24 protein-coding genes and 8 pseudogenes are annotated in these 23,526 nt (G+C 59.2%); 16 read left to right on the top strand and 16 right to left on the bottom strand.

Translation table 11 applies throughout. From position 1 onward, the window contains the following. Nucleotides 1–39: 39 nt before the first annotated feature. Nucleotides 40–213, top strand: a complete 174-nt coding sequence (locus F568_RS25120) for a hypothetical protein (protein ID WP_019020648.1) — start codon at nt 40–42, stop codon at nt 211–213. A gap of 110 nt (nt 214–323) precedes the next feature. Here F568_RS25120 and F568_RS25115 read toward each other — a convergent pair. Then, nucleotides 324–428: pseudogene (locus tag F568_RS25115) on the bottom strand (IS3 family transposase); the annotation flags it as partial. Between the two features lie 149 nt (nt 429–577). Between F568_RS25115 and F568_RS25505 the strand changes: the two are divergent. Then, nucleotides 578–709: a putative transporter small subunit gene (locus tag F568_RS25505; RefSeq protein ID WP_019020647.1), complete on the top strand. Its 132-nt coding sequence runs from the start codon at nt 578–580 to the stop codon at nt 707–709. A gap of 115 nt (nt 710–824) precedes the next feature. Here F568_RS25505 and F568_RS0120555 read toward each other — a convergent pair whose 3' ends face one another. Beyond that, on the bottom strand, nt 825–1,634 hold the full coding sequence (locus F568_RS0120555; RefSeq protein WP_026300689.1) for a DODA-type extradiol aromatic ring-opening family dioxygenase: 810 nt from the start codon (nt 1,632–1,634) through the stop codon (nt 825–827). Here F568_RS0120555 and F568_RS25895 point away from each other — a divergent pair. Continuing rightward, entirely contained in the window at nt 1,615–1,785 is a 171-nt protein-coding gene (locus F568_RS25895; protein ID WP_019020645.1) for a hypothetical protein, read from the top strand. The two genes, F568_RS0120555 and F568_RS25895, sit on opposite strands and share 20 nt — an antisense overlap. 47 nt (nt 1,786–1,832) lie before the next feature. Here the strand turns inward: F568_RS25895 and F568_RS26425 are convergent. From F568_RS26425 to F568_RS23470, 4 genes and pseudogenes are all read right to left on the bottom strand, one after another. Continuing rightward, nucleotides 1,833–1,877: pseudogene (locus F568_RS26425) on the bottom strand (hypothetical protein); the annotation flags it as partial. 63 nt (nt 1,878–1,940) lie between these two features. Next, nucleotides 1,941–2,114: a hypothetical protein gene (locus F568_RS25890; RefSeq protein ID WP_019020644.1), complete on the bottom strand. Its 174-nt coding sequence runs from the start codon at nt 2,112–2,114 to the stop codon at nt 1,941–1,943. A gap of 73 nt (nt 2,115–2,187) precedes the next feature. Beyond that, nucleotides 2,188–2,379: pseudogene (locus F568_RS26420) on the bottom strand (glutathione S-transferase family protein); the annotation flags it as partial. Between the two features lie 285 nt (nt 2,380–2,664). Beyond that, nucleotides 2,665–3,145 (bottom strand): annotated as a pseudogene (locus tag F568_RS23470) (DoxX family protein). 165 nt (nt 3,146–3,310) lie between these two features. Here F568_RS23470 and F568_RS0120535 point away from each other — a divergent pair. Beyond that, entirely contained in the window at nt 3,311–4,219 is a 909-nt protein-coding gene (locus F568_RS0120535; protein ID WP_019020642.1) for a LysR family transcriptional regulator, read from the top strand. 1,484 nt (nt 4,220–5,703) lie between these two features. Here F568_RS0120535 and F568_RS0120530 read toward each other — a convergent pair. The 5 genes and pseudogenes from F568_RS0120530 to F568_RS25490 all read right to left on the bottom strand — a co-directional run bounded on the left by F568_RS0120530 (nt 5,704) and on the right by F568_RS25490 (nt 9,282). Then, nucleotides 5,704–6,540: an MBL fold metallo-hydrolase gene (locus F568_RS0120530; protein ID WP_019020641.1), complete on the bottom strand. Its 837-nt coding sequence runs from the start codon at nt 6,538–6,540 to the stop codon at nt 5,704–5,706. Between the two features lie 102 nt (nt 6,541–6,642). Further along, a pseudogene (locus F568_RS25885) lies at nt 6,643–6,904 on the bottom strand (transposase); the annotation flags it as partial. Nucleotides 6,905–7,357: 453 nt separating this feature from the next. Further along, nucleotides 7,358–8,188 carry a 3-oxoadipate:acetyl-CoA acetyltransferase gene (locus tag F568_RS0120525; RefSeq protein ID WP_019020640.1) on the bottom strand — a complete coding sequence of 277 codons (831 nt, stop codon included), beginning with the start codon at nt 8,186–8,188 and terminating at the stop codon, nt 7,358–7,360. Between the two features lie 232 nt (nt 8,189–8,420). Next, a pseudogene (locus F568_RS0120520) lies at nt 8,421–8,683 on the bottom strand (CoA transferase subunit A); the annotation flags it as partial. A gap of 341 nt (nt 8,684–9,024) precedes the next feature. Then, nucleotides 9,025–9,282, bottom strand: a complete 258-nt coding sequence (locus F568_RS25490) for a hypothetical protein (RefSeq protein WP_019020638.1) — start codon at nt 9,280–9,282, stop codon at nt 9,025–9,027. 271 nt (nt 9,283–9,553) lie between these two features. Here F568_RS25490 and F568_RS26250 point away from each other — a divergent pair, with 271 nt between their 5' ends. The 7 genes and pseudogenes from F568_RS26250 to glyA form a co-directional block, all read left to right on the top strand. Next, complete coding sequence (locus tag F568_RS26250; protein ID WP_308428054.1) at nt 9,554–9,700, top strand: hypothetical protein; 147 nt, start codon at nt 9,554–9,556, stop codon at nt 9,698–9,700. A 110-nt stretch (nt 9,701–9,810) separates the two neighbouring features. Beyond that, nucleotides 9,811–10,116 (top strand): IclR family transcriptional regulator domain-containing protein, encoded by a 306-nt coding sequence (locus F568_RS26245; protein ID WP_026300688.1) that lies wholly within the window; start codon nt 9,811–9,813, stop codon nt 10,114–10,116. A 76-nt stretch (nt 10,117–10,192) separates the two neighbouring features. Further along, the gene (locus F568_RS0120500; RefSeq protein WP_019020637.1) at nt 10,193–11,086 is read left to right on the top strand and encodes a dihydrodipicolinate synthase family protein; all 894 of its coding nucleotides are present in this window, start codon (nt 10,193–10,195) and stop codon (nt 11,084–11,086) included. 18 nt (nt 11,087–11,104) lie between these two features. Then, entirely contained in the window at nt 11,105–11,632 is a 528-nt protein-coding gene (locus F568_RS0120495) for a YgjV family protein (protein WP_019020636.1), read from the top strand. 156 nt (nt 11,633–11,788) lie between these two features. After that, entirely contained in the window at nt 11,789–12,106 is a 318-nt protein-coding gene (locus F568_RS0120490; RefSeq protein WP_019020635.1) for a DMT family transporter, read from the top strand. A gap of 57 nt (nt 12,107–12,163) precedes the next feature. Further along, a pseudogene (locus F568_RS24605) lies at nt 12,164–12,899 on the top strand (transposase); the annotation flags it as partial. Between the two features lie 42 nt (nt 12,900–12,941). Beyond that, nucleotides 12,942–13,308, top strand: a pseudogene (glyA, locus tag F568_RS25105) (serine hydroxymethyltransferase); the annotation flags it as partial. Between the two features lie 47 nt (nt 13,309–13,355). On the opposite strand, the gene F568_RS0120475 reads toward glyA, so the two are convergent. Then, nucleotides 13,356–14,246, bottom strand: a complete 891-nt coding sequence (locus tag F568_RS0120475) for a LysR family transcriptional regulator (protein WP_019020633.1) — start codon at nt 14,244–14,246, stop codon at nt 13,356–13,358. A 156-nt stretch (nt 14,247–14,402) separates the two neighbouring features. Between F568_RS0120475 and F568_RS0120470 the strand changes: the two genes are divergently transcribed. The 4 genes from F568_RS0120470 to F568_RS23455 are packed head-to-tail and all read left to right on the top strand — an operon-like array spanning nt 14,403 to nt 18,190. Further along, the gene (locus tag F568_RS0120470) at nt 14,403–14,615 is read left to right on the top strand and encodes a hypothetical protein (protein ID WP_019020632.1); all 213 of its coding nucleotides are present in this window, start codon (nt 14,403–14,405) and stop codon (nt 14,613–14,615) included. Beyond that, nucleotides 14,608–16,071: a sodium:solute symporter family protein gene (locus F568_RS0120465; RefSeq protein ID WP_019020631.1), complete on the top strand. Its 1,464-nt coding sequence runs from the start codon at nt 14,608–14,610 to the stop codon at nt 16,069–16,071. The genes F568_RS0120470 and F568_RS0120465 overlap by 8 nt, the downstream gene beginning before the upstream one ends. 18 nt (nt 16,072–16,089) lie before the next feature. Next, the gene (locus F568_RS0120460; RefSeq protein WP_019020630.1) at nt 16,090–17,394 is read left to right on the top strand and encodes an amidohydrolase; all 1,305 of its coding nucleotides are present in this window, start codon (nt 16,090–16,092) and stop codon (nt 17,392–17,394) included. Between the two features lie 52 nt (nt 17,395–17,446). Next, nucleotides 17,447–18,190 (top strand): trimeric intracellular cation channel family protein, encoded by a 744-nt coding sequence (locus F568_RS23455; RefSeq protein WP_019020629.1) that lies wholly within the window; start codon nt 17,447–17,449, stop codon nt 18,188–18,190. Nucleotides 18,191–18,221: 31 nt separating this feature from the next. Here the strand turns inward: F568_RS23455 and F568_RS0120450 are convergent, their stop codons facing one another. From F568_RS0120450 to F568_RS0120440, 3 genes are all read right to left on the bottom strand, one after another. Further along, entirely contained in the window at nt 18,222–18,509 is a 288-nt protein-coding gene (locus tag F568_RS0120450) for a hypothetical protein (RefSeq protein ID WP_019020628.1), read from the bottom strand. A gap of 359 nt (nt 18,510–18,868) precedes the next feature. After that, nucleotides 18,869–19,897: a TRAP transporter substrate-binding protein gene (locus tag F568_RS0120445; RefSeq protein WP_019020627.1), complete on the bottom strand. Its 1,029-nt coding sequence runs from the start codon at nt 19,895–19,897 to the stop codon at nt 18,869–18,871. Between the two features lie 91 nt (nt 19,898–19,988). Next, nucleotides 19,989–21,878: an FAD-dependent monooxygenase gene (locus F568_RS0120440; RefSeq protein ID WP_019020626.1), complete on the bottom strand. Its 1,890-nt coding sequence runs from the start codon at nt 21,876–21,878 to the stop codon at nt 19,989–19,991. A 275-nt stretch (nt 21,879–22,153) separates the two neighbouring features. Between F568_RS0120440 and F568_RS0120430 the strand changes: the two genes are divergently transcribed. Further along, nucleotides 22,154–22,672, top strand: coding sequence for a MarR family winged helix-turn-helix transcriptional regulator (locus tag F568_RS0120430; RefSeq protein ID WP_019020624.1), 519 nt, complete (start codon nt 22,154–22,156; stop codon nt 22,670–22,672). A gap of 205 nt (nt 22,673–22,877) precedes the next feature. Here F568_RS0120430 and F568_RS0120425 read toward each other — a convergent pair. Beyond that, nucleotides 22,878–23,526 (bottom strand): carboxymuconolactone decarboxylase family protein (locus tag F568_RS0120425; protein WP_019019888.1); only part of this gene is annotated, 649 nt, incomplete at its 5' end.

Raw genomic sequence — 23,526 nt, 5'->3', positions numbered from 1 at the left:
CTTAAACACTGATGCCACCGCTGTCTGGAGGAGAGCGACATGTGGACACGCTATGCAGCTGTAAATGCCGTCCGGGAGAATCGCATCATGAGCCAATACGAGTTGAAAGCCGCGACGAAGGCCATATTGTCGCTAACTTCGCGCAGTAAAACCGCGCAAGGAGGCGATGCGCGGCTTGTTGAGCGAGCCAACGATGAGACAACACCCTCGTGACTAGATCGCAGGCGATGTCTCAGTAGCCCGTAATTCGGCTCGGTTGGCTGTAGCGCTAGCCAGCGCCGATTGAATCGCCCCGAGTATTCTAGACACCCATCAGGTTCTAGCTATATATGACGTCGTCCGTACTCGATGGGTGACAGGTCATCGCTCGTGCCGTGACGACGTCTGGGATTGTAGAAGATCTCGATATAATCGAACACATCGATCCTCAAGGAAAAGGTCGGTGACTACGATGACCACCTTGACCAGGCTGATACCTCAGAAGGCATTATGCTCGGTGGTATGGCTGGCCAGAAATAAGAAGACGGAACAATGTACACGCCTGCCTCATCGGCCCAGCCAATAAATAGGAGATCCCATGCAAACCCTGATTTACGGTAGCTACGTACTGATTTGGCCCATTCTTACCCTGGGCGTACTAGCTCTGATCTGTCGCGCGGTATTGCGCGATACGCGTGCAGCGAAGGAAGAGAAACGCGACCTGGTCTGATCGCTATCTTGAATAGCCCTACCCAAAAGGCAATCAGAGCGCTGTGCCCCGAAGGAGCGCAGCGCTTCTGCAATGGTGTAGTAAAATCGGAACCCTAGCGAACCGGATCCAATGCTCACGAACCAACACGCCAATAAAACATTCCTGATGTCTTTCCAAGAATTCTTGCAGCAATATGCGTCTCGCTAGGCTTTCCTGCAAGTCCATAGCACACATGTATTGGAAGAAGATGCTCTTCGCGGGGATGGCAGAACCGGGCATAGGGAGCACGATCCCAATGTGCCAGACGCTCAGCTCGCTCCGACTCCTTGATTTGCACATTACTACAGGTCTCTTCCAACCAGTCCTCGAAAGCCTGGTTGCGAGCCAGAATATCGGGGGTATTGGCCGCAAAGAACGCGTGCATGTTATGGAAGGAAAAACCGGATCCAATCACCAGCAGGTCGTCGACCTCCAGCGCCTGCAGCGCCCTGCCAATGGCTAGATGTGTGAAAGCATCCAAGCTGTTAACCAGTGACAGCTGCACGCAGGGAATGTCCGCCTTCGGATACATCAGCTTGAGAGGGACAAAAAGCCCATGGTCGAAGCCGCGCTGTCCGTCAAGTCGTGCGGAGATTCCCGCTTGCTCCAATGCCTGGTGGACCTGCCGTGCCAGCGCCGGTTCGCCGGGGCAAGGGTACTCGATCTGGTAGGACTCGAGGGGAAAGCCGTAGTAGTCATAGATCAGCGCCGGGTTGGCCCCCGAGGTGATCGTCGGTACCGACTCTTCCCAATGGGCACTGATGACCAGGATGGCAGACGGCGTACGCAGCTTGCCTGCGATCTCGGTAAGTCGCTCCACCATTTCATGATGGTCCGGATCCCCCAGTAGTGGCATAGGCCCTCCGCCATGGGAGATGAAAAGTATGTCGGTTGTGGTAGTCATGGCTGCTGCTCCTCGGTTCATATTGAATGTCGCCGGGACCTGCCGGCACGTTGCCACTTGGGTTCAGCGCCTGATGAAAGTACCCCGCCTTGATGTGATCAATACGCACGGTATCGGCGATACCATCAAGGGCCATTTCCTGTGCATGTAGGCGTGCATGACAGGCATGTCACGCAGGGTATTGCGGATGCAATTGCACAACCCGTGGTAGGCGGCATTGAAGCGCACCAGGGTCACGAACAGCCGCAGATCGGTTTCCGTCAGGCAATCGCCGAATAGGTAAAATCTCCCATCGGCCAGCTGAAGTTATATCTCATGCAGTGCATCGAACACGTTCTTGTACGTCTCATCGTACGCCTGCTGACTGGATGCGAAGCCGGCCTGATACACCCCGATGTTCAGGTCGGTATGAAGGTGGGCGCTCAAGGCGTCGATCTCGGCAGCTAGGTCGTCCGGATAGAGGTCCGGCCCTTGATACACGGCCGGTGAAGGCCCTGTTCAGCATTCGCTCTGCTTCGGCAGACTCGTTGTTAACGATGGTCCCGCTCTGCTTGCCCCAGAGTACCGGTACCGTGGCGCGCCCGGAAACTGTGGATCGGCCAGCGTTACCGTTATGCATGTAACGCGTGCCGTTGAGTGTGTCCTCGTCCTCATCGGCCCCGGGGTAGCCACCGAACTGCCAGCCCTGATCAGTCAGTCTAGGGTTGAAGACCGTGACTTCAATCCTTTTCAGCGCACGAGCCATCAGAGTTAGCGAGGCCCAAGGACAGATACAGTCGATATAGAGCCGATAACGGCCCTTCTCCGCCTTGAAGCCACCCGCCCGTTACCGTCCGGTGTAATCCAGTGGCGAAACGATGAGGCCTAGCGAACAAACCTTCCTTGATCATCCTTTGCCTGCACCGGCTGTCAATTTTCTTTCCAAGCACCATCGGTCAGCATGAACCTGCTCTCCTGCAACGAGGCCTTCCCCTTGAAGAGGAAGGTCTGTTAGACGATGGCAGATGCGGTGCGATCAGGAGTGTCACTTTCAAGCAGCAGTGCGCTGCCCTGCCCCGGCAGCCGCGAAGTGCACCATCAGCAAGCCATCCGGAGACAAGCGTCCAGCGCCCTGAATCGCCAGGGCCAGCGTGGCGGCTAACAGGCTTAAGGCGTACTCGTAACCGTTGTTGGACATGAACAAACCATTACCGATATGCACGGCAAAAATGACCACCAGCATCGTAAAGGCCGACACCAGCGCTGCCGGACGGACGGGTCAGCAGGCCCAGCACCAGTGCCAACCCACCGAAGAACTCGGCGCTACCGGCCAGCAGCGCCATCAGGTAGCCCGGTCCCAGGCCGACGCTCGCCATCCACTGGCCGGTGCCTTCTAGACCGTAGCCACCGAACCAGCCAAAAAGTTTCTGGGCACCATGGGCTGCCAGTATCAGCCCTACCGGGACCCGCAGGACCAGGGCGGCAACACCGCCTCGAGAGTTGAGCAGGGTCTGAACGTATTGGGTAATCATGAGGATCGCCTCGCATCAAGGTCTATTGGTTTTGTCCCTGAAGCCCTACCCCAGAGAATGGACTCACTCTACTATCAATAGAAAAGAATGCTAAGACGGTTATTATTGTTTATTAATCAATAATTCGTTGATAGTACCAGCAAGCCATTAGGACTGGAGACACCAATGGACCGTATTGATGCCATGCGCGCCTTCATCACTGTCGTGGCCGAAGGAAGCTTCACCCATGCTGCCGAGCGCTTGGACATGTCCCCTCAACTCGTCAGCAAATACGTTTCCCAGCTTGAGCAGCATCTGGGGGTACGCCTGCTCAACCGCACCACGCGTAGGATCCACTTAACCGAAGCGGGCATACGCTATCAACAGCGAGCCCAGCAGGTACTCAGCGATATCGACGACATGGAGCATCAACTAGGCGACCTGCAAACCCAGGCCCGTGGCCTGCTGCGGATCAGCGCCCCGGTGTCCTTCGCTACCCGCCATCTGGCCCCGCTACTGAAAGATTTTCAGTGCGCCCATCCTGGCGTGAGCATCGACCTACAACTAAACGACCGAAAGGTTGATATCGTTGAAGAAGGCTTCGATATTGCGTTGCGGATCGGCCACTTGAAGAGCTCTTCACTGATCGCGAAGCGTATCGTACCGATACGCTTGGTAATGTGCGCCTCGCCCGAGTACCTCGAGCAGCACGGCACACCCCGGCGACCGGACGATTTGAGCACACATCGCTATCTGCGCTATAGCTACATGGAGCAGGAAGACGGTGACTCGGCCTACAGGTGGTTGCCAGGCCGTGGCCAGCACTCCAGCGTCGATTTGGTCAGTAACAACGGCGATGTATTGGTCGAGGCGGCCATTGCCGGTGCCGGCATCGCCCTGCAGCCTACCTTCATTTCGGGCGCCGCGATCAAAGCAGGAAAACTGCAAATTGTCCTGCCGGAGCATGAGCCCGAACCGATGTCTCTTTATGCGGTGTACGCCCACCGCCAACTGCTGGCCAGCAAGGTGCGATGCTTTGTCGACTATTTGGATGGCTATTTCGGCGATCCCCCTTACTGGGATCAATTTGGCTAGGGGAAGTCGCAAAGCAATCAGACGATTAGGCCTGTCCTGCGTTGCCTATAGATTGCGAAGAGGTCTGAAGGGTCTTCCCACAGGTCGGAGCTTGCGCAGTACGCCGAGAAGGCAGGCATTTCAACATTCCAGTCTTTCGAGCAGATTGATCGCCCTTCGCTTTACTTCATTCACTAACTGGTCAAGTTCGATAAGATCATCAGCGAATGCAGCAGCGCCGACCGTGCCACACTGGCTTTCTGCTCCAATTGATCTAAGACATGAGTATGCACCCGGTGAAACAACCTCCGCTGAGGCCTGGCGCCGGTGACAGGTGTACATCGATTGGTAAGCACCTAACATGACTACCCCAAGCACTGAGCGTAAGATTCGTCGGCGGCGTCGTTACGCTCCGTAATTCAAAGGCAAGATTATGGCGGCTTGCCTGGAGGGCAATGTTTCGACTGACCAGGTCACGCTACAGCCCGGGCTTCATACCAATCTCGCCCAGACCTAGATCCACAAAGCCAAGCGCCAGAGTCAGTTGCCCGTGGCGCCGGACTTTGTGCCACTCCCGGCTCCGCCCGCAGCGGCTGACTTGCCAACGTCTCCCACTTCCGCCAAGGAGATCCGCATCGAGGTAGCCTAGGGGCGAGGCACGACCGCGGTGCATTGACAGTGGCCGAGGCGGCACAGTGTGCACAGCGGCTGAAAAGGCTTCTGTCCTGATCCGTGTCGACGAGATCTGGCTGGCTACCGAGCCCTTGGGCATGCGTGCCGGCCACGATACCGCCTTGGCGCGGATAGTGAAGGTATTTAGTTTGTGCCTACCTGTTCACCAATTGCCGCGGCAACCGTATGAAGGTGCTGATTCACGATGGCCTAGGCAACTTATTTAATTGTCGGCGAGCCGACAGCATAGAGTGCCCAACCTGGTCGTTCGAAGAACCGCGCAACCCACGGCTGCTCGTGAGCGGGCATCAACTATGGATGACCACGCTGCCCGATCTGTCCCAGTCCTTATCCGATCAGCTCCGCCACCTGGCGGCTGCACAGAGAACGCAGTTCGAGCAGCAGGCCGGGCGCTGGAGCAAAACCAGAAGGCACTGGGCCTCAACGAGCGACGTAACCAGCAGGTAGCCTACGAACTGGCCGCAGCGTCTAGCCTTGACGTGGGTGCTGTCGGTGTACAGACCACATGTAACCGATGAAGAGTGACTTGGACGGGAGAACGGGATCCAGCGCGGGACAACCTTTGTACACACAGTATAAATGTCGGGTCTCATCACGGAATGTGGGCGAAGACGTTGATGGCATCGATACGTCGGAGCCGATAGTCGGAAGGGGCTTGTCCTCCAGCGTGACCAACTCCAGTGTGTGTTGGGTACCTGGGTCTTTAGAATTTTCTCCTTACAAAGAAGCCTTGGTCGAAGTGCCAGGACTCTGTCAGCAGTCTGAAACCCCGCCGAGGCGGGGCTTTAATGTTGCGTTTCAAGCAACTTGCGCTATTCGACGCTCTTGCCGTACGCGGGCCGAGCCATGCTGTCGAAATCGCGGGCCAGCGACTCCAAGTCATGTTCCAGAGCCTCTCCAGACATGGGGAGGCCATGACCAGTCATCGCCACGCTGGGTTTGAGATCAGCCAGACGCTGTACGGAGTCACGGGCGGCATTCCAGTCAGGAGTGAAGTAACGCGGAGGCCCGTTGAGCTCTTGATGCTGGGTCAACACTTGATAGAGCTCATCCTGACGAACGGTGACGAAGGCATCGCCGACGATCATTGCACGATCCGTGTCGCGAAAGAAGGATACATGTCCCTGGGTATGGCCTGGCGTTGCCACCCAGTGCCAGCTCGGCATCCCCGGCACGCTGCCATCCTCGGGAAGGGGGTGGATATGCGGGCGCAGATCCACTGGTGTATTGGGGAAGAAGCCCGACAGCTTGGCGACAAGACCACCCTCTACTTTGCTGTCGGGGTAAGGGTAATGCTTCTCGCCAGTTAGATATGGCATTTCCAGAGGATGAGCATAAACCGGCACGTCCCAATGCTCGGTCAGCTCGACCACCGAGCCGACGTGATCAAAGTGGCCGTGAGTCAATATGATCGCCTTGGGGCGAGCGTCCTCTCCGAAACGGGATGCCGCTGCTTCGAGGATATCGTTCTTGGCGTTGGGCATGCCGGCGTCAACCAGCACCCAGTCACCGCTGTTGGGAAGACCGACGAAGTAGACGTTGACGATCTTAACGGTCAGTCCGGCAACGTCGGGCAGCACCTCGAAGAGATCACCGCTCTTAACCGATGTCATAGGCATGACTTTGTTGCGTAGCGGGTTATGAGGCATGGTGAGACCTCCTGATCGGTTAATATGTCGCGCAGCTAGCGTGGCTAAGCACTATTAATCGTTGATTAACTTCCCAAGGATAGGACTTATTGAGAAGTCGACATGTATCCGTTCAAACTTGCCTTGTTGGCTCATCGGCGGAACGTCCGGTAGACGTTCTGCCAGGGCGGGAAATCCTTGGGCAGCATGCACTACGAGCATCCACTGCGAACTACATGAGACAGGCATTGACCAACAATCGCCGAGGATAGAGAGGTGGTGTGCCGCGCTGGCCGTCCTCCCCAAAGAGATCACCCACGAGGCGCCATATTTCATCGTTCAGCGAACTGGGGTAGGACTGCTTCGGGCGTTGACGGCGATGAGATGGGCCGGCTGGTAGCCATAACGTCGACCTTGACGGGCGGTTAGCGTCGCGCGCTCGCGCCGAATGCCCATCTCGTCCAGCGTGGCCAGTGGCTTATCCTCAATTAGCTGGCGTAGCAGACGTTTTTCCTTTTCACCTATCTTTCTTGGGCGACCGCCTTGGACATGGGACTCTCCCCTGGATGGAAGGACTCTATCGTGTCGCAGGTCGGTGTAGAAACCTCCCGTGTAGGCCGGATAAGCCGAAGGCGTATCCGACATGGCCTGGGGGGAGCCTGGGACGGGCGATGCACTGACGCTTATCGTCCCTACTCATCCTCCCGCATCAGGGGCAGTTCAAGCTAGATTGCGATGATCGAAACTACAGCGGTGAATGCCGCACTTATGAAAACCCTCGGTACAAATGGCGATGCAGCCTATTGTGACAGCCGTCAGCGGGCGCTGTGGCGAGTCGTCAGGCCGCCTTGAGCCCGAGGATCTTGCGCGCCTGTTGCCAGGTGGCCACCGGGCGCTCGTGCTTCTCACACAGCTTCGCCACCCGCTCCACCAGGGCGGCATTGGAGGGGGCGAGGCTCGTCTTGTCCCATCGAACATTGTCCTCGAGCCCCGTGCGGGTATGGCCGCCCGCGGCGATCGACCACTCATTGAGAATCAGCTGGTTGGCGCCGATGCCGGCGCCACACCAGTGAGCGTCCGGGGCGAGCCGCTTCAGCGTCTCGATATAGAAGCCGAAGGTCGGCTTGTCCACCGGCATGGCGTTCTTGACCCCCATCACGAACTGGACGTAGAGCGGCGCCTTGATCTTGCCCTGCTCGGCGAGAGTTGCTGCCTGGTGGATATGCGACAGGTCGAAGGCCTCGATCTCGGGCTTGATGTCGTATGCCAGCATCTCGTCGGCTAGCCACTCCACCAGCTGCGGCGAGTTCTCGTAAACCCGGGTGGGAAAGTTATTGGAGCCCACCGCGAGGCTGGCCATGTCGGGCTTCAGCGGCAGCATGGCGCCACGCTCCCTACCCGCTCCTGAGCGCCCGCCGGTGGAGAGCTGGATGATCATCCCCGGGCAGTGCGTATTGAGGCCCTCCATCAGCCTGGCAAACCGATCGGGGTCCGAGCTCGGCGACTGGTCGTCATTGCGGACATGGCAATGGGCGATACTCGCCCCGGCCTCGAAGGCCGCCTGGGTGCTCTCGACCTGCTCGTCGAGGGTAACCGGCACGGCCGGGTTGTTTTCCTTTCGCGGCAGGCTGCCGGTGATGGCCACACAGATGATACAGGGCTTCGACATGAGAACCTCGCGTGAGACCTAGACCTAGAACATGTCCGAAAAGTGTCTGCGCTCGGCTATACGACGTTAAAACCGGCTCAAAGTGCTCACTTACTACCTAAACTCTGCTTTTTTGCCGATTTTTGCCTTGTCTAGCCTTCACTCGTCGAATTTCAGACAAAGCCCAAGGGCTTGTTTGGGGGATAGATGCGTTTCATGGGCACCGCCTCTGGCGGGCAGGGCGCTGGGGCTAGCCCTTCTCCACGGCGTCGCGCAAGCGGTGCAGCGAGCCTACCCCGGGGTGCCGCCAAGAGAAGATCAGCTTCCTGACGCAGCCGGCGCCGATCAAATGATCGTAGACCAGGCCCGGGGTTATGCGGATCAGCGTCAGGTCACGCTTGCCCTGGCGGATAGCCTCGTGGCCCGCCCAGATGGGTAAAGTCTTTCCATGCATACGATGGCGCCGTCTTCGACGTAGCGGACCACCGCATCATTCAAACTGAGGAACTCAGCCATAATGGTTCGCCTCTCTGTGGTCAACACGATGTTCGACCAAGCGGCTGGCGTGCCCAGGGTGCAATCCTGGCCATCTCCGCGCGTTCGATAAATGAACATATGTTTGCTATACGGACAAAATAATCTCCCTGCGACGGTTCGTCAAACCACAAAAGAGGGAAGGCCACGTCTTATCTGGATATCTCGATAAACTAATCTCTTTGATAACAGCTGGTTAGCCTTACTTAACCAATCAATGGCGCGCCGGACCTGGGCCTTACTGCTACCAGGGTATAAGGCCGTATTGGTGCTCGCTCGAGGTTGGCGAGGGCGGTCGCTCCTTGCGCTTGGCACTGATCCGTTTAGCGGCATCCTGGCCGACTACCAGCGCCCAGTGGGCTACCGTGACGCCGAAGGTTATCGGTAGTGCCTGCTGCACCAAGACCCGCTATCACGGTCTCATCGTGGTCCTGTATCAGGCGGATGGCCGCTTGCCGGCAGCGCTTCAGCTCACCGGATAGGGCCGCGCGGCCCTGCTTGACGAAGGGGATCGCCTCAATATCGAAGGCGAGGCCATCGAGGCCCGCGCAGGGTCCGACTGGTCCCATCGGGCACGGCATCGCGGGCTTCCTGCACCTCGGCCAGGGCCAGTCTCGAAGGCCAGCATGGCCTGTGCATTGCACTCAGCGCCGGCTGGCTCATGAAGGGGCTTGAATCAGATCGGTGGGCATGATGGTCTCTCCAGTGGGCTGATGGCTTTGCATCGGCTGACGGCTCCGCCAATATCCGTACAAGTGTTCGCATTTTGAACGAGTGTTAGAATACCCTTTGTTGTCGGGCAATACGCCCTGGACGCTGCCCCAAGATAACGACAAGCCAGGACGAGAAGAGATGAACACGACACTGCAGGACGAGGCACTGAACCCCGATGATTGTGACTTCGTCACGGCACTCGCCAGCGGCTTGGAGGTGATCCTGGCCTTCTATGAGGCCCATCCGCGCATGACGCTGAGCGAGGTGGCCGCCGTATCCTGCTGACTCTCAAGCAGCAGCGCCACTTCGAGCTGGCGCCCAAGGTACTCAACCTCGGCTGCCTTCCTCTCCGCCAACAACTATCGGGTACCCGTCTGCCGGCGGTCCATACCTCCATGTGGCGGGTGCTGCTGGCCCAGCTGCCTCATACCGAGCTCGAGGCTTACCTTGCCCGGGTAGTGCTGGAGAAGCACACCGACAAGACCGTCACCGACCGCGACAAGCTGCGCCGCTGCATCATCAAGGCCCGTCAGCAAGGCTACGCCATCGCTGACAAACGGCAAGCTGCTGGGCGCTATCGACATCAACACCAACGCCGCCCGGGTCGACTTCGATACCCTGATGCGCCAGTACCTGCCACTGCTGCAGGAGAAGGCCCGACTGATGACCTTGGGAGTGCTAGTGGCGATTGCCAACCGTGAGGCCTGATAGGGAGGCACGTGAGTCTTTCATCCAGAGCCATCATCTTATTATCCGTTCGCTGAGGAAAATCGAACTATGTTTTCCGGCCTGAGTGCCTTTCCCTTGACTCCCATGAAGCATGGCATAGTCGACGAGATAGCCTTTATACGACTGATCGAGCGCCTGGCCGATGCTGGCGTCGATTCCATCGGTGCGCTGGGGTCGACGGGGAATTACGCCTATCTCACCCGGCAGGAGCGGACATGCATTGCGCAGCTTGCGGTGAAGCATGCCGGTGATGTCCCAGTCATCATTGGCATCAGCGCCTTGAGTACCCGAGAGGTGTTGGCTCTAGCCGAAGATGCACAGGCGGCGGGAGCGAGCGCTGTGTTACTGGCTCCGATGTCGTATCAGAAATTATCCGAGGATGAAGTCTTCGGACTCTACGAAACCGTGACACGCCAACTGTCAGTGCCGCTATGTGTCTACGACAACCCTGGCACCACCCATTTCGAATTCAGTGACGAGCTACATGGGCGCATCACCCACCTTCCCAACGTCGGCTCCATCAAGATTCCAGGCGTTCCAGCAGAACCTGAAGCCGCCAGGGTGCGTGTCGAGCGTCTGCGAACGCTCATCCCGCCTCATGTCACGATCGGGGTCAGTGGCGACCCCTTGGCAGCCACAGGCCTGAATGCCGGATGTGAGGCCTGGTATTCGGTGATTGGCGGCCTGTTTCCACAGACAGCCCTGGCCATCACCCGTGCCTCCCAAGCAGGCAATACCCAGGAAGCCTTGCGCCTTTCCGAAAGTTTGAGCCCGCTATGGGCACTGTTCAGCCAACATGGCGGCAGCCTACGTGTGGTAGCCACGGCAGCGGAACTCAAGGGCTTGGTCGCGTCTCCCTGCTTACCGCTGCCACTTAAAGCGCTTGAAGGAACAGACCGACAGGCGTTTGCCAGGCAGTTGGATGAGTTACAACTGCCCTGATGCGGAGTATGCAGTTTTATGTTCGAGAGCTATAGCACGGTGGCCGGTCAGTTTTTTGGTCTGGTGTCGCTGACACTCTGCGTCTGGGCCTTTTCCAGCAAGCAGGACGATCGGCTATTGGTGCTGCTGCTCTCCGCCAATGTGGCCTTCGCCTTACAGTTCATGTTTCTTGAGAGCTGGACTGCTGCTGCGTTGTCATTGCTGGTGATCGCTCGCATTGCGCTCGCACGCCGCTATCCGGGCAGTAAAGCGGCAATGGCAATCATGTTGGCGGCAAGTGGTGCAGCTTCAGTGCTCACCTGGCAGAGTTGGGCAGATCTCCCCGCCATCGTGGCGATGGTGCTGGGTACGGTGGGCATGTTTCTGCTCCGAGGTATCCCCATGCGTGTCTCTCTAGGGCTTGCGGCAGTCGCATGGATGCTCAGTCATCTCTTGGTAGGCTCAGTAGGTGGGTCACTGGCCGAAGCCCTCGTGCTCTTTACCAATGCAATTACCATTTATCGCCTCTACCGAGCTAAAAAGCGCTATCCGGAAGTCATCGATTAGCACCTGTCTGAAAGAATTTATCCCCTATCCCAGCTGTTCTTGGTTGCTCAAGCACACTCATGAGTGAAGCTAGAATCCTGCCAAGGAGGACGACCTCCCCCATCTTGGGTAGTGATGACCAGGACGACCTGGCCCTGTTAGTTTTAGGAGGGGACAATGTCTTGGGTTTATCTTATCGTTGCCGGTGTCCTTGAAGTTGTGTGGGCTTTCTCAATGAAGCAATCTCATGGCTTCAGTCGGCTCGCACCATCACTTATCACGATTATCATAATGATGAGCAGCTTCTGGCTATTGGCCATCGCTATGCGAACTATTCCGCTCGGTACTGCCTACCCGATATGGACTGGCATAGGAGCTATTGGGACTTTTCTTGTCGGCGTTACCTTATTGGCTGAGCCGGTTAATGCAGTGAGAATCGTTGCCGCGACCCTCATTGTTTTAGGGGTGGTGTTAATGAAAGTATCAAGCACCTGAATCCGAGGTACTGATCAGGGATCTCACCGCTTACATTATTAACCATTAGGTTATGAGATGCGGACCTGTAAGCCCACCAACGAAAGGCATCTTCAGGTGGACACACTCGATCCATTTACCTGCAAGGAATGCGGTGTGCAGGGTGAGTTCGTGCGGGTCGGCAAGCGTAATGCTCCCTATCGTGATCTTCCCATCCACGGCAAGCGGGTCACCCTCAGGGGGATCCGCCGCCGACACCTACCGGGCCTGCAAGTCCACCTTCAGGCCTCAGCTACCGGAGATGGTTGACGGCTTCCGCATGACGATGCGGTTCCATAAATACGTGGGAAGGAATCCTTCAACCACCCTATACATTCGTGGCCATACAGACCGGCATGGACGAGAAGACGGTGCAGGACATCTTCAACCCCCGCGCTGAGTTCCTGCGCCGCTGACACCGCTTCGCGACGCCCCGCATCCTAAGCTTCGACGAGCTGTACCTGAGCCGGCGCTACCGCTGCATCCTCACGAGCCTGGAAGGAGTGCACCCTGCTGGACCTGCTGCCCCGTCGTCAGCACTGGCTGCCTGGGTTGAACTCATCCTACAGGGGCAATGGAAGTCTGGCCGGATCATGTCAGCGCCGTCAGTGGGTGCGTGGAGAGTTGCTGAACTACTTGAAGAATGACATCCCGACTAACACCTCACTGAGTCGCTAAACCGGCTGGCCAAGGGCAAAAATCGCGATGACCGGGCTACTCGTTTGAAGTGATGCGAGCCCGGATGTCCTACACCACCAAGCACAAAAAGAAGGCGCCGCCGACCAAGGAATCACCATTCCTGGATAGCGCAACTGACGTGGTGGTGCTGGCCATCGACCGTGCCTGCGGCCTATTCGGCGTTGACTACGCCAATGTCCAGCCCCACTCCGGCGCCCAGGCCAACGCCGCGGCCTTCATAGCCCTAGACAAGCCCAGCGACACCGTGCTGGGCATGAGCCTGGCCCACAGCGGTCACCTGACCCACGGGGCTGCGCCCAACTTCCCCGGCAAGCACTACCACGCCGTGCAGTACGGCCTGAGCCCGGAACCGGCGAAAACGACTACGCGGAGGTCGAGCGCTTGGCGAAGAGCCACAAGCCCAAGCTGATCATCGCTGGCTTCTCCGCCTATGCCTTATCGTCGACTGGCGCCGCTTCCGCACCATCGCCGACGAGGTGGACGCCTAGCTGATTGTCGAAAATGCAGCCGGCGGGGCTGCTGACGGCGCGCCTCACCCAAACACGGCGTCGGTCAGCCCTACTAGGTTGTGAAGCGCCGGCGAGTCGTTGCTCGACCGCCAGGCCAGCCACAGTGGCATGTCGCAGGTTTGGAGTTCCGGCAGGTCCATGAAACGGATGCCTGGCATGAGATGGGCGCGGCTGGCCGAGGGCACGATGGCCACGCCCAGGCCTGCCGCCACCATGCTCAAGATGGTGATATTGTCGGCGCCGTACTGCACCACCCGCGGCGCGAAGTTGAGCCGCGCGAAATGCGCCATCACCCGGTCATAGTAGACCGGCGAGATGCTGCGAACCCCCCACACGAAGTCTGTATCCGTCAGCTCCGCCAGCCGGTGCGGCGGAGCGGCCGACCAATGCGATGTCTCCGGCACGGCAAGCATCAGATGGTCCTGCTGGAGTAGTCGGGTCTCTAGCCCCGGCTGTTCGGCACTATCCAGATAGAGAATGCCTGCGTCCAGGCTGTCCTCGCGCAGCCGCTCCAGCTGGGGACCCGAAAGCAGCGGGAAGACCTCAAAGGCCACATGCGGATACCGGTCCCGATAGCGCCTGAGCAGTTCGGCCACCGCCGGTACCCACAGGTGGGTCACCGTGACCCCCAGGCTGACCTTACCGATCAGCCCCTGACCCAGAGACGATAGCCGTGTCCGGATGCGGGTGCGGCTATCGAGCAGTTGCACTGCATCATCGTAGAGCGCCTTACCGGCTATCGTCAGGCGGACCCCGCGGGCATGGCGCTCCAACAAACGGGTGCCCAGATCCTCCTCCAATAGTCGAATCTGTCGGGTCAGTGCCGGCTGGGCGACATGCACCTGTCGGCTGGCCGCCGAGATGGAGCCGGTCTCCGCAACGGCCACAAAGTAGCTGATTTGTCGGAATTCCATGCCAACCTCAGAGTAATCGCAAGGGCGCTCCCATTTTACCTATAGCCAATCAGCATACCAGCCATGCTAAAGCTATATTTTTTCTATCGCAGAAGGCGTTTCATAGTGCGGTGACAACCCATAACAAGACTCGCCCTTGGCGAGCCGGATAATCATATGAACAAGACCTATCACGTGCTGACAGGGTTGCACTTCGCGGTGTGCACCCTGGCCATGATCTGGCCCGGCGCCCTGATCGCCAACCGCATCGAGCCCACCGTGTTGGGCCTGCCCTTCCTGTTCTTCTGGTACGCCCTGTGGATGCTAGTGCTCTTCGCCGGCATGTGGGTCGCCTTCGTCATCCGTAACGGAGGTGGCCGCCATGAGTGATTCCGTAATTATTATTGGTATTACGCTCGTCTACTTAGTGATGGTGCTGGTGGTGGGCCTACGCGCCCGCGGCCAGTCGAGCTCCAGCCTGGAAGGTTACGTGGCCGGCGGTCGCCACGTGGGCGTGGTGATTCTGTTCTTTATCCTTGGCGCAGAGATTTTCTCTGCCTTCGCCTTCCTCGGAACGCCTGGCTGGGCCTACAAGCATGGCGCGCCGGCATTCTATATCCTCGCCTACCTGTCGCTGGTACCGATCACCATCTGGGCCCTGGGGCCGCGGGTGGCTAAGCTGGGCCGCGAGCGCGGCTACCTGACCCAGGGCGACATGATCGCCGATCACTACCGCAGCAAGCCGCTGGGTATGCTGGCTGGGATTATTGGTGTGGTGGCCCTGGTGCCCTACCTGACTATCCAGATCGCCGGGGCCGGTCTGCTGTTCCAAGCCGCGACCAATGGCATGGTGCCGTTCTGGCTGGGTGGCCTGCTGGCCTTCGTGGTGGTGGCCGCCTACGTGTTCTGCAGCGGCCTGAGCGGGATCGGTTGGACCAATTTGGTGCAGGGTGTGATGATGATCGCCATCGCCTGGTTCCTAGGGCTGGCCATCTCCGAGCGCCTCTATGGTGGCGTGGGCGAGATGTTCATTCAGATCCAGCAACAAGCGCCGGAGTATTTGACCATGCCCGGGGCGACCGGCATGGGCTGGGGCTACTTCAGCACTGCGGTGCTGGTCAGCGCCTTCGGCGGTGCCATGTGGCCGCACCTGTTCATGAAATTCTATTCGGCCGACAGCGGCAAGACCCTGCGAAAGATCAGCGTCTTCTACCCCCTATATGCTTATCTGCTGGTGCCGCTGCTGTTCATCGGCTTCGCCGGCATCTTGGCATTCGCCGATACGCCCCTGGAGCGTGCTGACACCGTGCTGTTGAAGATGGTAATGGATGTGGCCAATTTCTCGCCCTGGGTGGTCGGTCTGATGCTTTCCGGCGCCCTGGCGGCGGCCATGTCCACCGGGGCTAACCTGGCGCATACCGCGGCCATCGTGCTGGTGCGCGACGTGATGGGTCCCACAGTGATGAAGAACGCCAGCGAGAAGACGACGGTGAGCGTGACGCGCTGGAGCGTGCTGGGTCTGTCGCTGGCGGCTTACCTGATCGCACTATTCAACCCCGGCTCGTTGGTAATGATCCTGCTTACCGCCTACGGGGTTATCATCCAACTGTTCCCGATGATGATTGGCGCGCTGTTCATGCCGCAGCTACGCCGGGCCAGTGTGATGGCGGGGACGCTTGTGGGCAGCCTGGCCTTCCTGCTGATGGAGTTCGTATGGAGCTCACCTCTGGGCTGGCACGCCGGTGTCTGGGCCATGCTGTTCAACGTGGCGGCGGTCGCTGCCTGGCAGCGCCTGGGTCATGCCTCTCATGACGGCCATCGCGTGCCCAACACCTCGAGCCACTGAATCGCCATGGAGACTATGATGATGACGCAAACCGACATGTCGGATCTCAAGGACGCCATTGTCGTCCAGGTAGAGGCGACCCTCGAGGACGTTCAGACACTGTATCGGCAGATACACCAGCACCCCGAGTTGCCCTTCGAGGAGCACGAAACCAGCAAACGACTCGCCACGGCCCTGGAGACACTGGGATATGAGGTGACCCGCGGCGTGGGAGGCACGGGCGTGGTGGCCCTACTGCGCAACGGCGAGGGCCCCACGGTGATGCTACGCGGCGACATGGATGCCCTGCCGATCAAGGAGGATACCGGCCTTGAGTTCGCCAGTACGCGCACGGCAGAAACCGAGAGCGGCACGGTGCCGTTGATGCACGCCTGCGGCCATGACCTGCACAGCAGCTGCGTGGTGGGCGCCGCCGCCGTGATGGCGAGGCTGAAAGAACAATGGTCCGGCACCCTGATGCTGATCTGTCAGCCCGCCGAGGAGATCTTCGGCGGGGCCAAGGCCATGCTCGATGATGGCCTCTACGTGCGCTTCGCTCGTCCTGATGTCATCCTCGGCCAGCACAACATGCCGGCCCTGGCCGGCACCATCGGGCACCGCCCCGGCAGCACCATGGCCGCCTGCACCAACCTGGCGGTGACGATTCACGGCGTCGGCGGCCACGGCTCTATGCCGGCCCAGGCGGTGGATCCGGTAGTCATCGCCGCTCATGCGGTCACCCGCCTCCAGAATATTGTATCTCGTGAGGTGCCGCCGGAGGAGACCGTGGTGGTCACCGTCGGCAAGCTGCAAGCTGGCACCCAGGCCAACATCATTCCCCATTCCGCCGAGCTCGAGATCAATATCCGCAGCTTCGACAATGCTCTCCATCGGCAGGTGATGGAGGCCATCGAGCGCATCATCCGCGCCGAGTGCGAGGCTGGGCGCTCGCCCCGCCCCCCGGAGTTCCGCGTACTCAACGAGACTCTCGCCCTACATAACGACCCGGAAACGGTCGAGCGGGTGCGCCGGGCTCACAGCGAGCACTTCGGTGAGGCCAACCTCTACGCCATGCCGCGCCTCAACGGCAGCGAGGACTTCCCGTTTTTCGGCAACGCCGAGGACGGCGGCTTCGGCGGCGAGAATATTCCCTATGTTTACTGGTTTATCGGGGCGACCCCTGCAGAGCGCTGGGCCGCGACCCCTGGCCAGTGCGTCGCGGAGAAAATGCGCCACTTGGAGATGCCCCACTCGCCTTACTACTTCCCGGGCAACGAGGTCACGCTGCGCACCGGCATCGAGGCCATGGTGGCCGGAGCATTGACGTTTCTGTGCTCGGACTGATCGCGTCTCGATGAAGTGCGCTACCGCGGATTACACAACAGAGGAAACTTGAGTGGCAGGATGGATCTATTGGCTGGATCTGGCGGGCGTGATCGTCTTTGCACTCTCGGGGGTTATCATCGCCTGCCGCTCGAGGATGGACCCCTTCGGCATGCTGGTGCTGGCGGCAGTGACGGGCATCGGCGGCGGTACGCTACGCGATCTGTTGCTCGGTTTGCGCCCGGTGTTCTGGGTCAACGATCCAACCTACCTGTGGGTGGTCATCGCCACCGTCGCGCTCTCGATTGTGGGCTTTCATTACATTCACCGGCTATCGCGCGTCGTGCTGCCGGTGCTGGACGCCTTCGGCCTGGCGCTGTTCTCGATCATCGGTGCTCACAAGGCACTGACGCTGGGCCATGCTGGTATCGTTGCGGTACTGATGGGGCTGTTGACCGGCGTTGCGGGCGGCATGCTTCGCGACGTGCTGGCCCGTCGCGTGCCGATGGTCCTGCGCCAGGAAATCTACGCCACCGCCTCCATCGCGGGCGCCTGCACCTACGTCGTGCTGAGCGACCTGGCCATCCATGCCTACCTGACCAGTACCTTGGGCATTCTGGTTATTCTGGCATTACGCCTTAGTGCCATCTATTGGCACCTTTCCCTGCCGGTGTTTGCCTGGATCACCACTCCATCCGCGCCAGTGCCACACCAAGCCGCTGACGACGCGACCGGAACAGGCAACGAACCGGTCAGTCCACGCCGCTCGAAAGCCCGCGTGCGCATGATTCCCCCGACGCGGCGGCGTAGAAAATGATTTAACGTGCCTTCTCGGCAACCCAAGCTTATCAGTCAATATATGAGTACCTATACAGGGTCGCAATCCCCCCGATTAGTGCGTCATTGTAGAGGCGTGTTTGGGCACTATTCAGCCCCTGAGGCAGCGACTCACCATAATCTATCGCATCCTCAATAGCGATAACTTGCCACCGGCGCCGAGAGATACGTTGAACAGCTGCCGCTTCGGCAATTTGATAATCTTCAGAATTCACCCAGACTTTGACCATGGCTTCAGAGATATTTTCAGGCGATGGCGCACCTGGCTGTGGCCTGGCGTGGATCAGAAAGAAAAACATATTCTTAGCCTGCTAATGCAATAGCCCTTAAGGTTAGCAGCTCTAATCGTTACACGTCATTGACGTTGTGTGTAACACAGCAGTTTGAAACCACCCGTGAACAAGCGCCATTACAACAAAGTGATTACTTATGGCTCCGCCAGGCATTTTCGCACTGCCACCAGTCCGAGCAGCTAGCATGGAATAAGAACAAGCTTTGACTGGTAAATACCTTGCAGCTGTGACTGCATCACATAGGGTGGTAAATCAGGGGGCGATGGTCGCCCCCAGCAAGGCGACCAGGGCCATACCGGCGACTACACTACAGATCAGGGCCAGCCAGTGGCTGTCCCTGTTTCAGTGACGGCTGTTTATGGAGGTTACCCCGCTTTGGTGGTGCAGGCGTCGCGGGCGGCTAGTGCCGCTTCGTAAACCTTGCGACCGGGAAGACCTCGTTCCTCGAGACCGATCAGATACTGCTCGATGCCATTCTTCAACGGCTGCTTCCAGTCTGCATTCTCCAGAGGATTGTCGATCTCAAGGATGGTGTGACCGGCCTCGACGGCCTTCTCCTTGCCTTCGCGATCAAGACGTCCAAAGACCTCGCCAGCGTTCTCGGCCCAGGCCATGCCCGAATGTTCATCGATCACCGCCTGCTGCTCAGGGCTCAGGCGATCGTAGGCCCGCTGATTCATGGTGACGATCAGGCCCAGCGAGTAGAACGGCACCTGGGTATGCTGGGAAGTCAGTTCATTGAGGCGGAAGGTGTTGACGCCCTCCCAAGGCAGGCTGACGCCGTCGATCACCCCACGCTGCATGGCGGTGTAGATATCCGGGGCCGGCATGCCGACCGGGATGGCGCCCATGTCGGTAAGCATGTCGCCGACCAAGGCGGTGGGACGACGGATACGCAGCCCCTGCAGGTCCTCAGGGGTTTCCACCACTGTTTCCTTGGTATGCAGGAAGCCCGGGCCGGTGGTAAACATAAACAGCGGCCGGCTATCGGCATACTCCTGGTCCAGGTGGCCTTCGTCGTAGAGGGTCTGTAACACGCAGGCGCCGGTCTCCGCCGTGGGTGCCACCCCGGGCAGCTCGACCACTTGGCTCAGCGGGAAGCGCCCAGCGGTGTAGCCTTGGACAGTGGAACCGACGTCGGCGATGCCGTTTGCGGTAGCCTCATAGATGGACTCGGCCTTGGCTAGGGTGCCTGAGGGGAACAGCTGCACACGCAGCTCACCCCCAGAAGCCTCCTCCACGGATCTTGCCCAGGCTTGGTAGAGATCCTGGTGGACTGCCGAGGCGGCTGGAAAGAAGTGGGCGAAACGCAGGGTAGTGGCCGCCTGGGCGGATGCCGCCGTCAGACCGGCAAAGGATGCTGACAGCAGGCAGGCGATGAGCTTGTATTTCATATCTCCTCCAAGAGGTTCTTATCGTGTTTCGAATTGTTTGTATAGTGAACTGAGGGTCTCTGATTAAAATATTAACCTCACTACTCAGCCGTCAGGTCGGCTCCAACATGAAGCTAGAGAAGAACTGGTTGAGTTCCTCGAAGCCGTCGAGTGGCAGCACTAGAGAGACGTATTGGTCCGGACGTACCACTACCAGCGCACCAGCTCCGCGATCGATGCCGCGCAGGTCGAAGATGTCCTGGTCGGTGCCCAGCACCGGGGCGTGGACCTTCTGATAGTCCTGTAGCCCCAGGGGTCCCTTGTGCGGACGCAGGAAGTCATGAATCTCAGTCCAGTCGATTTCCAGATGGGACTGCTGGATGATGCCGTGGACATCGAAGATCGCATCCGGATCGGCGCCTCCTGGGGTGAAGCGGCGGACTGGTGACTCCTCGCTGGCGAGGAAAGCCATCAGGGCACTGAAACGCGAGCCCGGACTTCTCGGGTCGACCATGTCAGCGAAGGCATAGAGCCGCCAGCGGCCATCGGCGCGGTGGACGTGGCCGAGGTGGACTCGCTTGGCATCGCCGAGTCGGATCACCTCCGCTGAGTGGAATCGTCGTCCCGGCGGGAAACCGGTGGCCAGATTCAGGTGGGTGTCGTCACCAGTAAGCAGGCCGGGCGTGTAGTGGGTGGCGAACCCCGCGGTAAACTCGCTGTTGGTGACGAACTGGCGCTGCACCTCGGCCAGACCCTTCATAGCGGCCTGCGGGTCGTCAGAGTCCTGAGCGGCACCAATCGCCCGTGACCAGCGGGTATCCATCTCGATCAAATTCTCAGCGATGACGTGACGCTCAGCATTGTAGGTGTGAAGCAGGCTGGCCGGGCTGCGGCCCTCCAGCACCGAAATCAGTTTCCAGCCTAGGTTGAAGGTGTCCTGCATCGACACGTTCATGCCTTGACCGGCCTTGGCGGTGTGAGTGTGGCAGGCATCGCCAGCAATGAAGACCCGCGGTGTGCGGTTGTTCATCTGGTCGTGGTCGACATCATCGAACTTGTCGGTAACCCGGTGACCGACACGGTATACAGAGAACCAGGCCGTCTCCTTTACTTCGAACCTGTAGGGGGCTAGGACTGCTTGGGCCTTCTCTAGGACCTGTTCCTTGGTCAGCCAAGCGTCCGGGGCGATGTTGCCCATATCGACGTACAGCCGGACCATATAGCCGCCTTCACGAGGGATCAGCAGGATGTTGCCTGCCTCGGCAGACTGGATGGTGCACTTGAAGCGGATGTCCGGAAAATCGGTCACCGCGAGCACATCCATTACGCCCCACGCCTTGTCCTCGCCGTGCCCTTGTGACACCCGGCCGATGGACTGCCGTACGACGCTGTGCGCGCCGTCACATCCAACCACGTACTTGGCGCGCACGGTCTTCTCGCCGTTCGGTGTATTGAGGGTCACGCTGACCCGTTCGTGTGGGGCTCCCGGCACCTCCACCTTGAGCGTTTCGTGGCTATAGTCGACCTGCAGTCGACTGGGGGAGTTGTACATATACTCCAGCAGGAAATCGAGCAGTCGGGCCTGGTTGACGATCACGTGAGGAAACTCGGAGAGCCCGTCCCGGACATCCTGCACGCGGCCGAGCCGAGAGATGCGCGACTTGTGCTCGGGATCCGGTCCCCAAAAGTGGGTCTCATTGATCCAGTAGGCCTCGGTGATCATCCGCCCGGCCAGGCCGAAGGCCTCGAACATCTCAACCGTGCGACAGGCAATACCGTCGGCGCGTCCCACCTCGAGAGGCCCTTCGGCCCTTTCCACTATGCGAGTGACGATATCCGGAAAGTTGGAAAGCTGCGCCGCCAGCAACAGCCCAGCGGGACCGGTACCGACGATCAGCACATCGACCTCCTCCGGTAACGGCCCCTGATCGGTACTGCGTCCTTCGGCCGCAGGTTGAATCCGTGGATCGCCACTACGGTAACCGTCCAGAAAGTACTGCATTTATGCGCTCCATCCCGTGGGGTACGGGCTTTCATAGTTGATGCAAACCGGCACCATCGGTTTTGCTGGGGTGTGACTATCTATCATCTCCATAATGATCAGTATTGTGATCATTATGGGGGAGAGCAATTCGACTTTCTGCCAATCACGTTCCATGACCCGGTCACGAGTCCGAAGGCATACCTATGTGATATTGTGAAGCGCTCAGCCCTCGCCCTACGCAACGGTGTCTATACTAGATTGCCGCTGCCAGAACACCGAAACAGGCAACCTTTATGGCACGTCATTCGCCCGCAGAACCATCCTACAGGACCACCCCAGACACGAACTCTGCCCCACTTTCGGAAGCGAGTGCTCTACCAGGCAACCTGCTGCGGCGCTGCCACCAGATCAGCATCGCGATTTTCCTGCGCAAATGTGAGGCGTACCAACTAACGCAGCTGCAATACATCATCCTGTGCGCCCTCGAGGAAAAGGGGCCGATCGACCAGATCACCCTAGGGGGCCATACTGCCCTCGATCGCAACACTGTGGCCGTCGTAGTTCGAAAGCTGGAGGAGCGTGGCCTGGTGACACGTGACCGTAACCCTGAGGACCGCCGCTCTATGCTGGTGAGCTTGACCGCCAAGGGGCAACAGCTGCGTCACCGCGCCTCTCCCTCTGTCGCCGAGGTTCAAGAGGAGCTACTGGCCCCACTATGCGAACATGATCAAGCGACGCTGTGCAGACTGCTGCAGACCGTGGCTGAAGAGAACAACCACCTGAGCCGAGTACCAATCAAGGACGCAGGCTGAAGTCTTGGTGCCTCCGCCTGTATGTCGCATCTATATCGCTTCCTTTTAAAGCTCTTATGACCGCCCTACTTCCCGCCTGCGTGGTCGTGGTGCGTTTACGAAGTATCTAAGCCATGGATCATCTTCCGACCATGGCTTGTAAGATAGGCCCTTACTCTTCGGGACCAGACAGTTAGATACTTTTCCGTCACAATCTCCAACGCACTCAGCCAAGCGACTCGCCCCAGCCCAGTTTCTTGGCCAAGGCAAAGGCATGGTTGGCAGCGGGGACGCCACCATAAATGGCGACATGCATCAGCACCTGACGCAGTTCCGCCTCGGATAGCCCGATGCGCTTGGCCGTCTTGAGATGCAGTTCCAGTTCCTCACGGCCCAGCGCGGCGAGAATCCCCGTGGTGATCATGCTGCGTTCGCGCCGAGTCAGGTCGTCGTTGCTCCACAGCTCACCCCAGGCCAGCCGCGTGATCATCTGCTGGAACGGCGCATCGAGCGTGGTTGCCCCGGCGCTGGCCCGGGCGACGTGCTCTTCGCCGAGGACCTGCTTGCGGGTTTCCAGCCCGATGGCATACGGCACGCCCTGCGCGCCGACATCGCCCAGGTCGACAGTCAACCAGCCCAGCAGGCGCTGGGCGAAGGCACCGGGGCACTCCACCGACGGCACATGACCCACGGTGCCGAGAATCTCAAGAGGCGCATCGCTGCATTCGCCTGCCAGCGTTTCCAGCGTTGCTGGCGGTGTCGCCATGTCCTCGCTGCCACCCAACAGCTGGACTGGCACGTCATGGTCGGCCAGCTTGCCGCTGAAGTCGGTGCGTCCCAGCATCTCGCACAGACGCGCATAGCTCTCGCCATCA

The organism is Modicisalibacter luteus DSM 23508, assembly GCF_000378505.1.
GTDB classification, from domain to species: domain Bacteria; phylum Pseudomonadota; class Gammaproteobacteria; order Pseudomonadales; family Halomonadaceae; genus Modicisalibacter; species Modicisalibacter luteus.
This window is presented reverse-complemented; position numbering and strand designations above follow the sequence as displayed.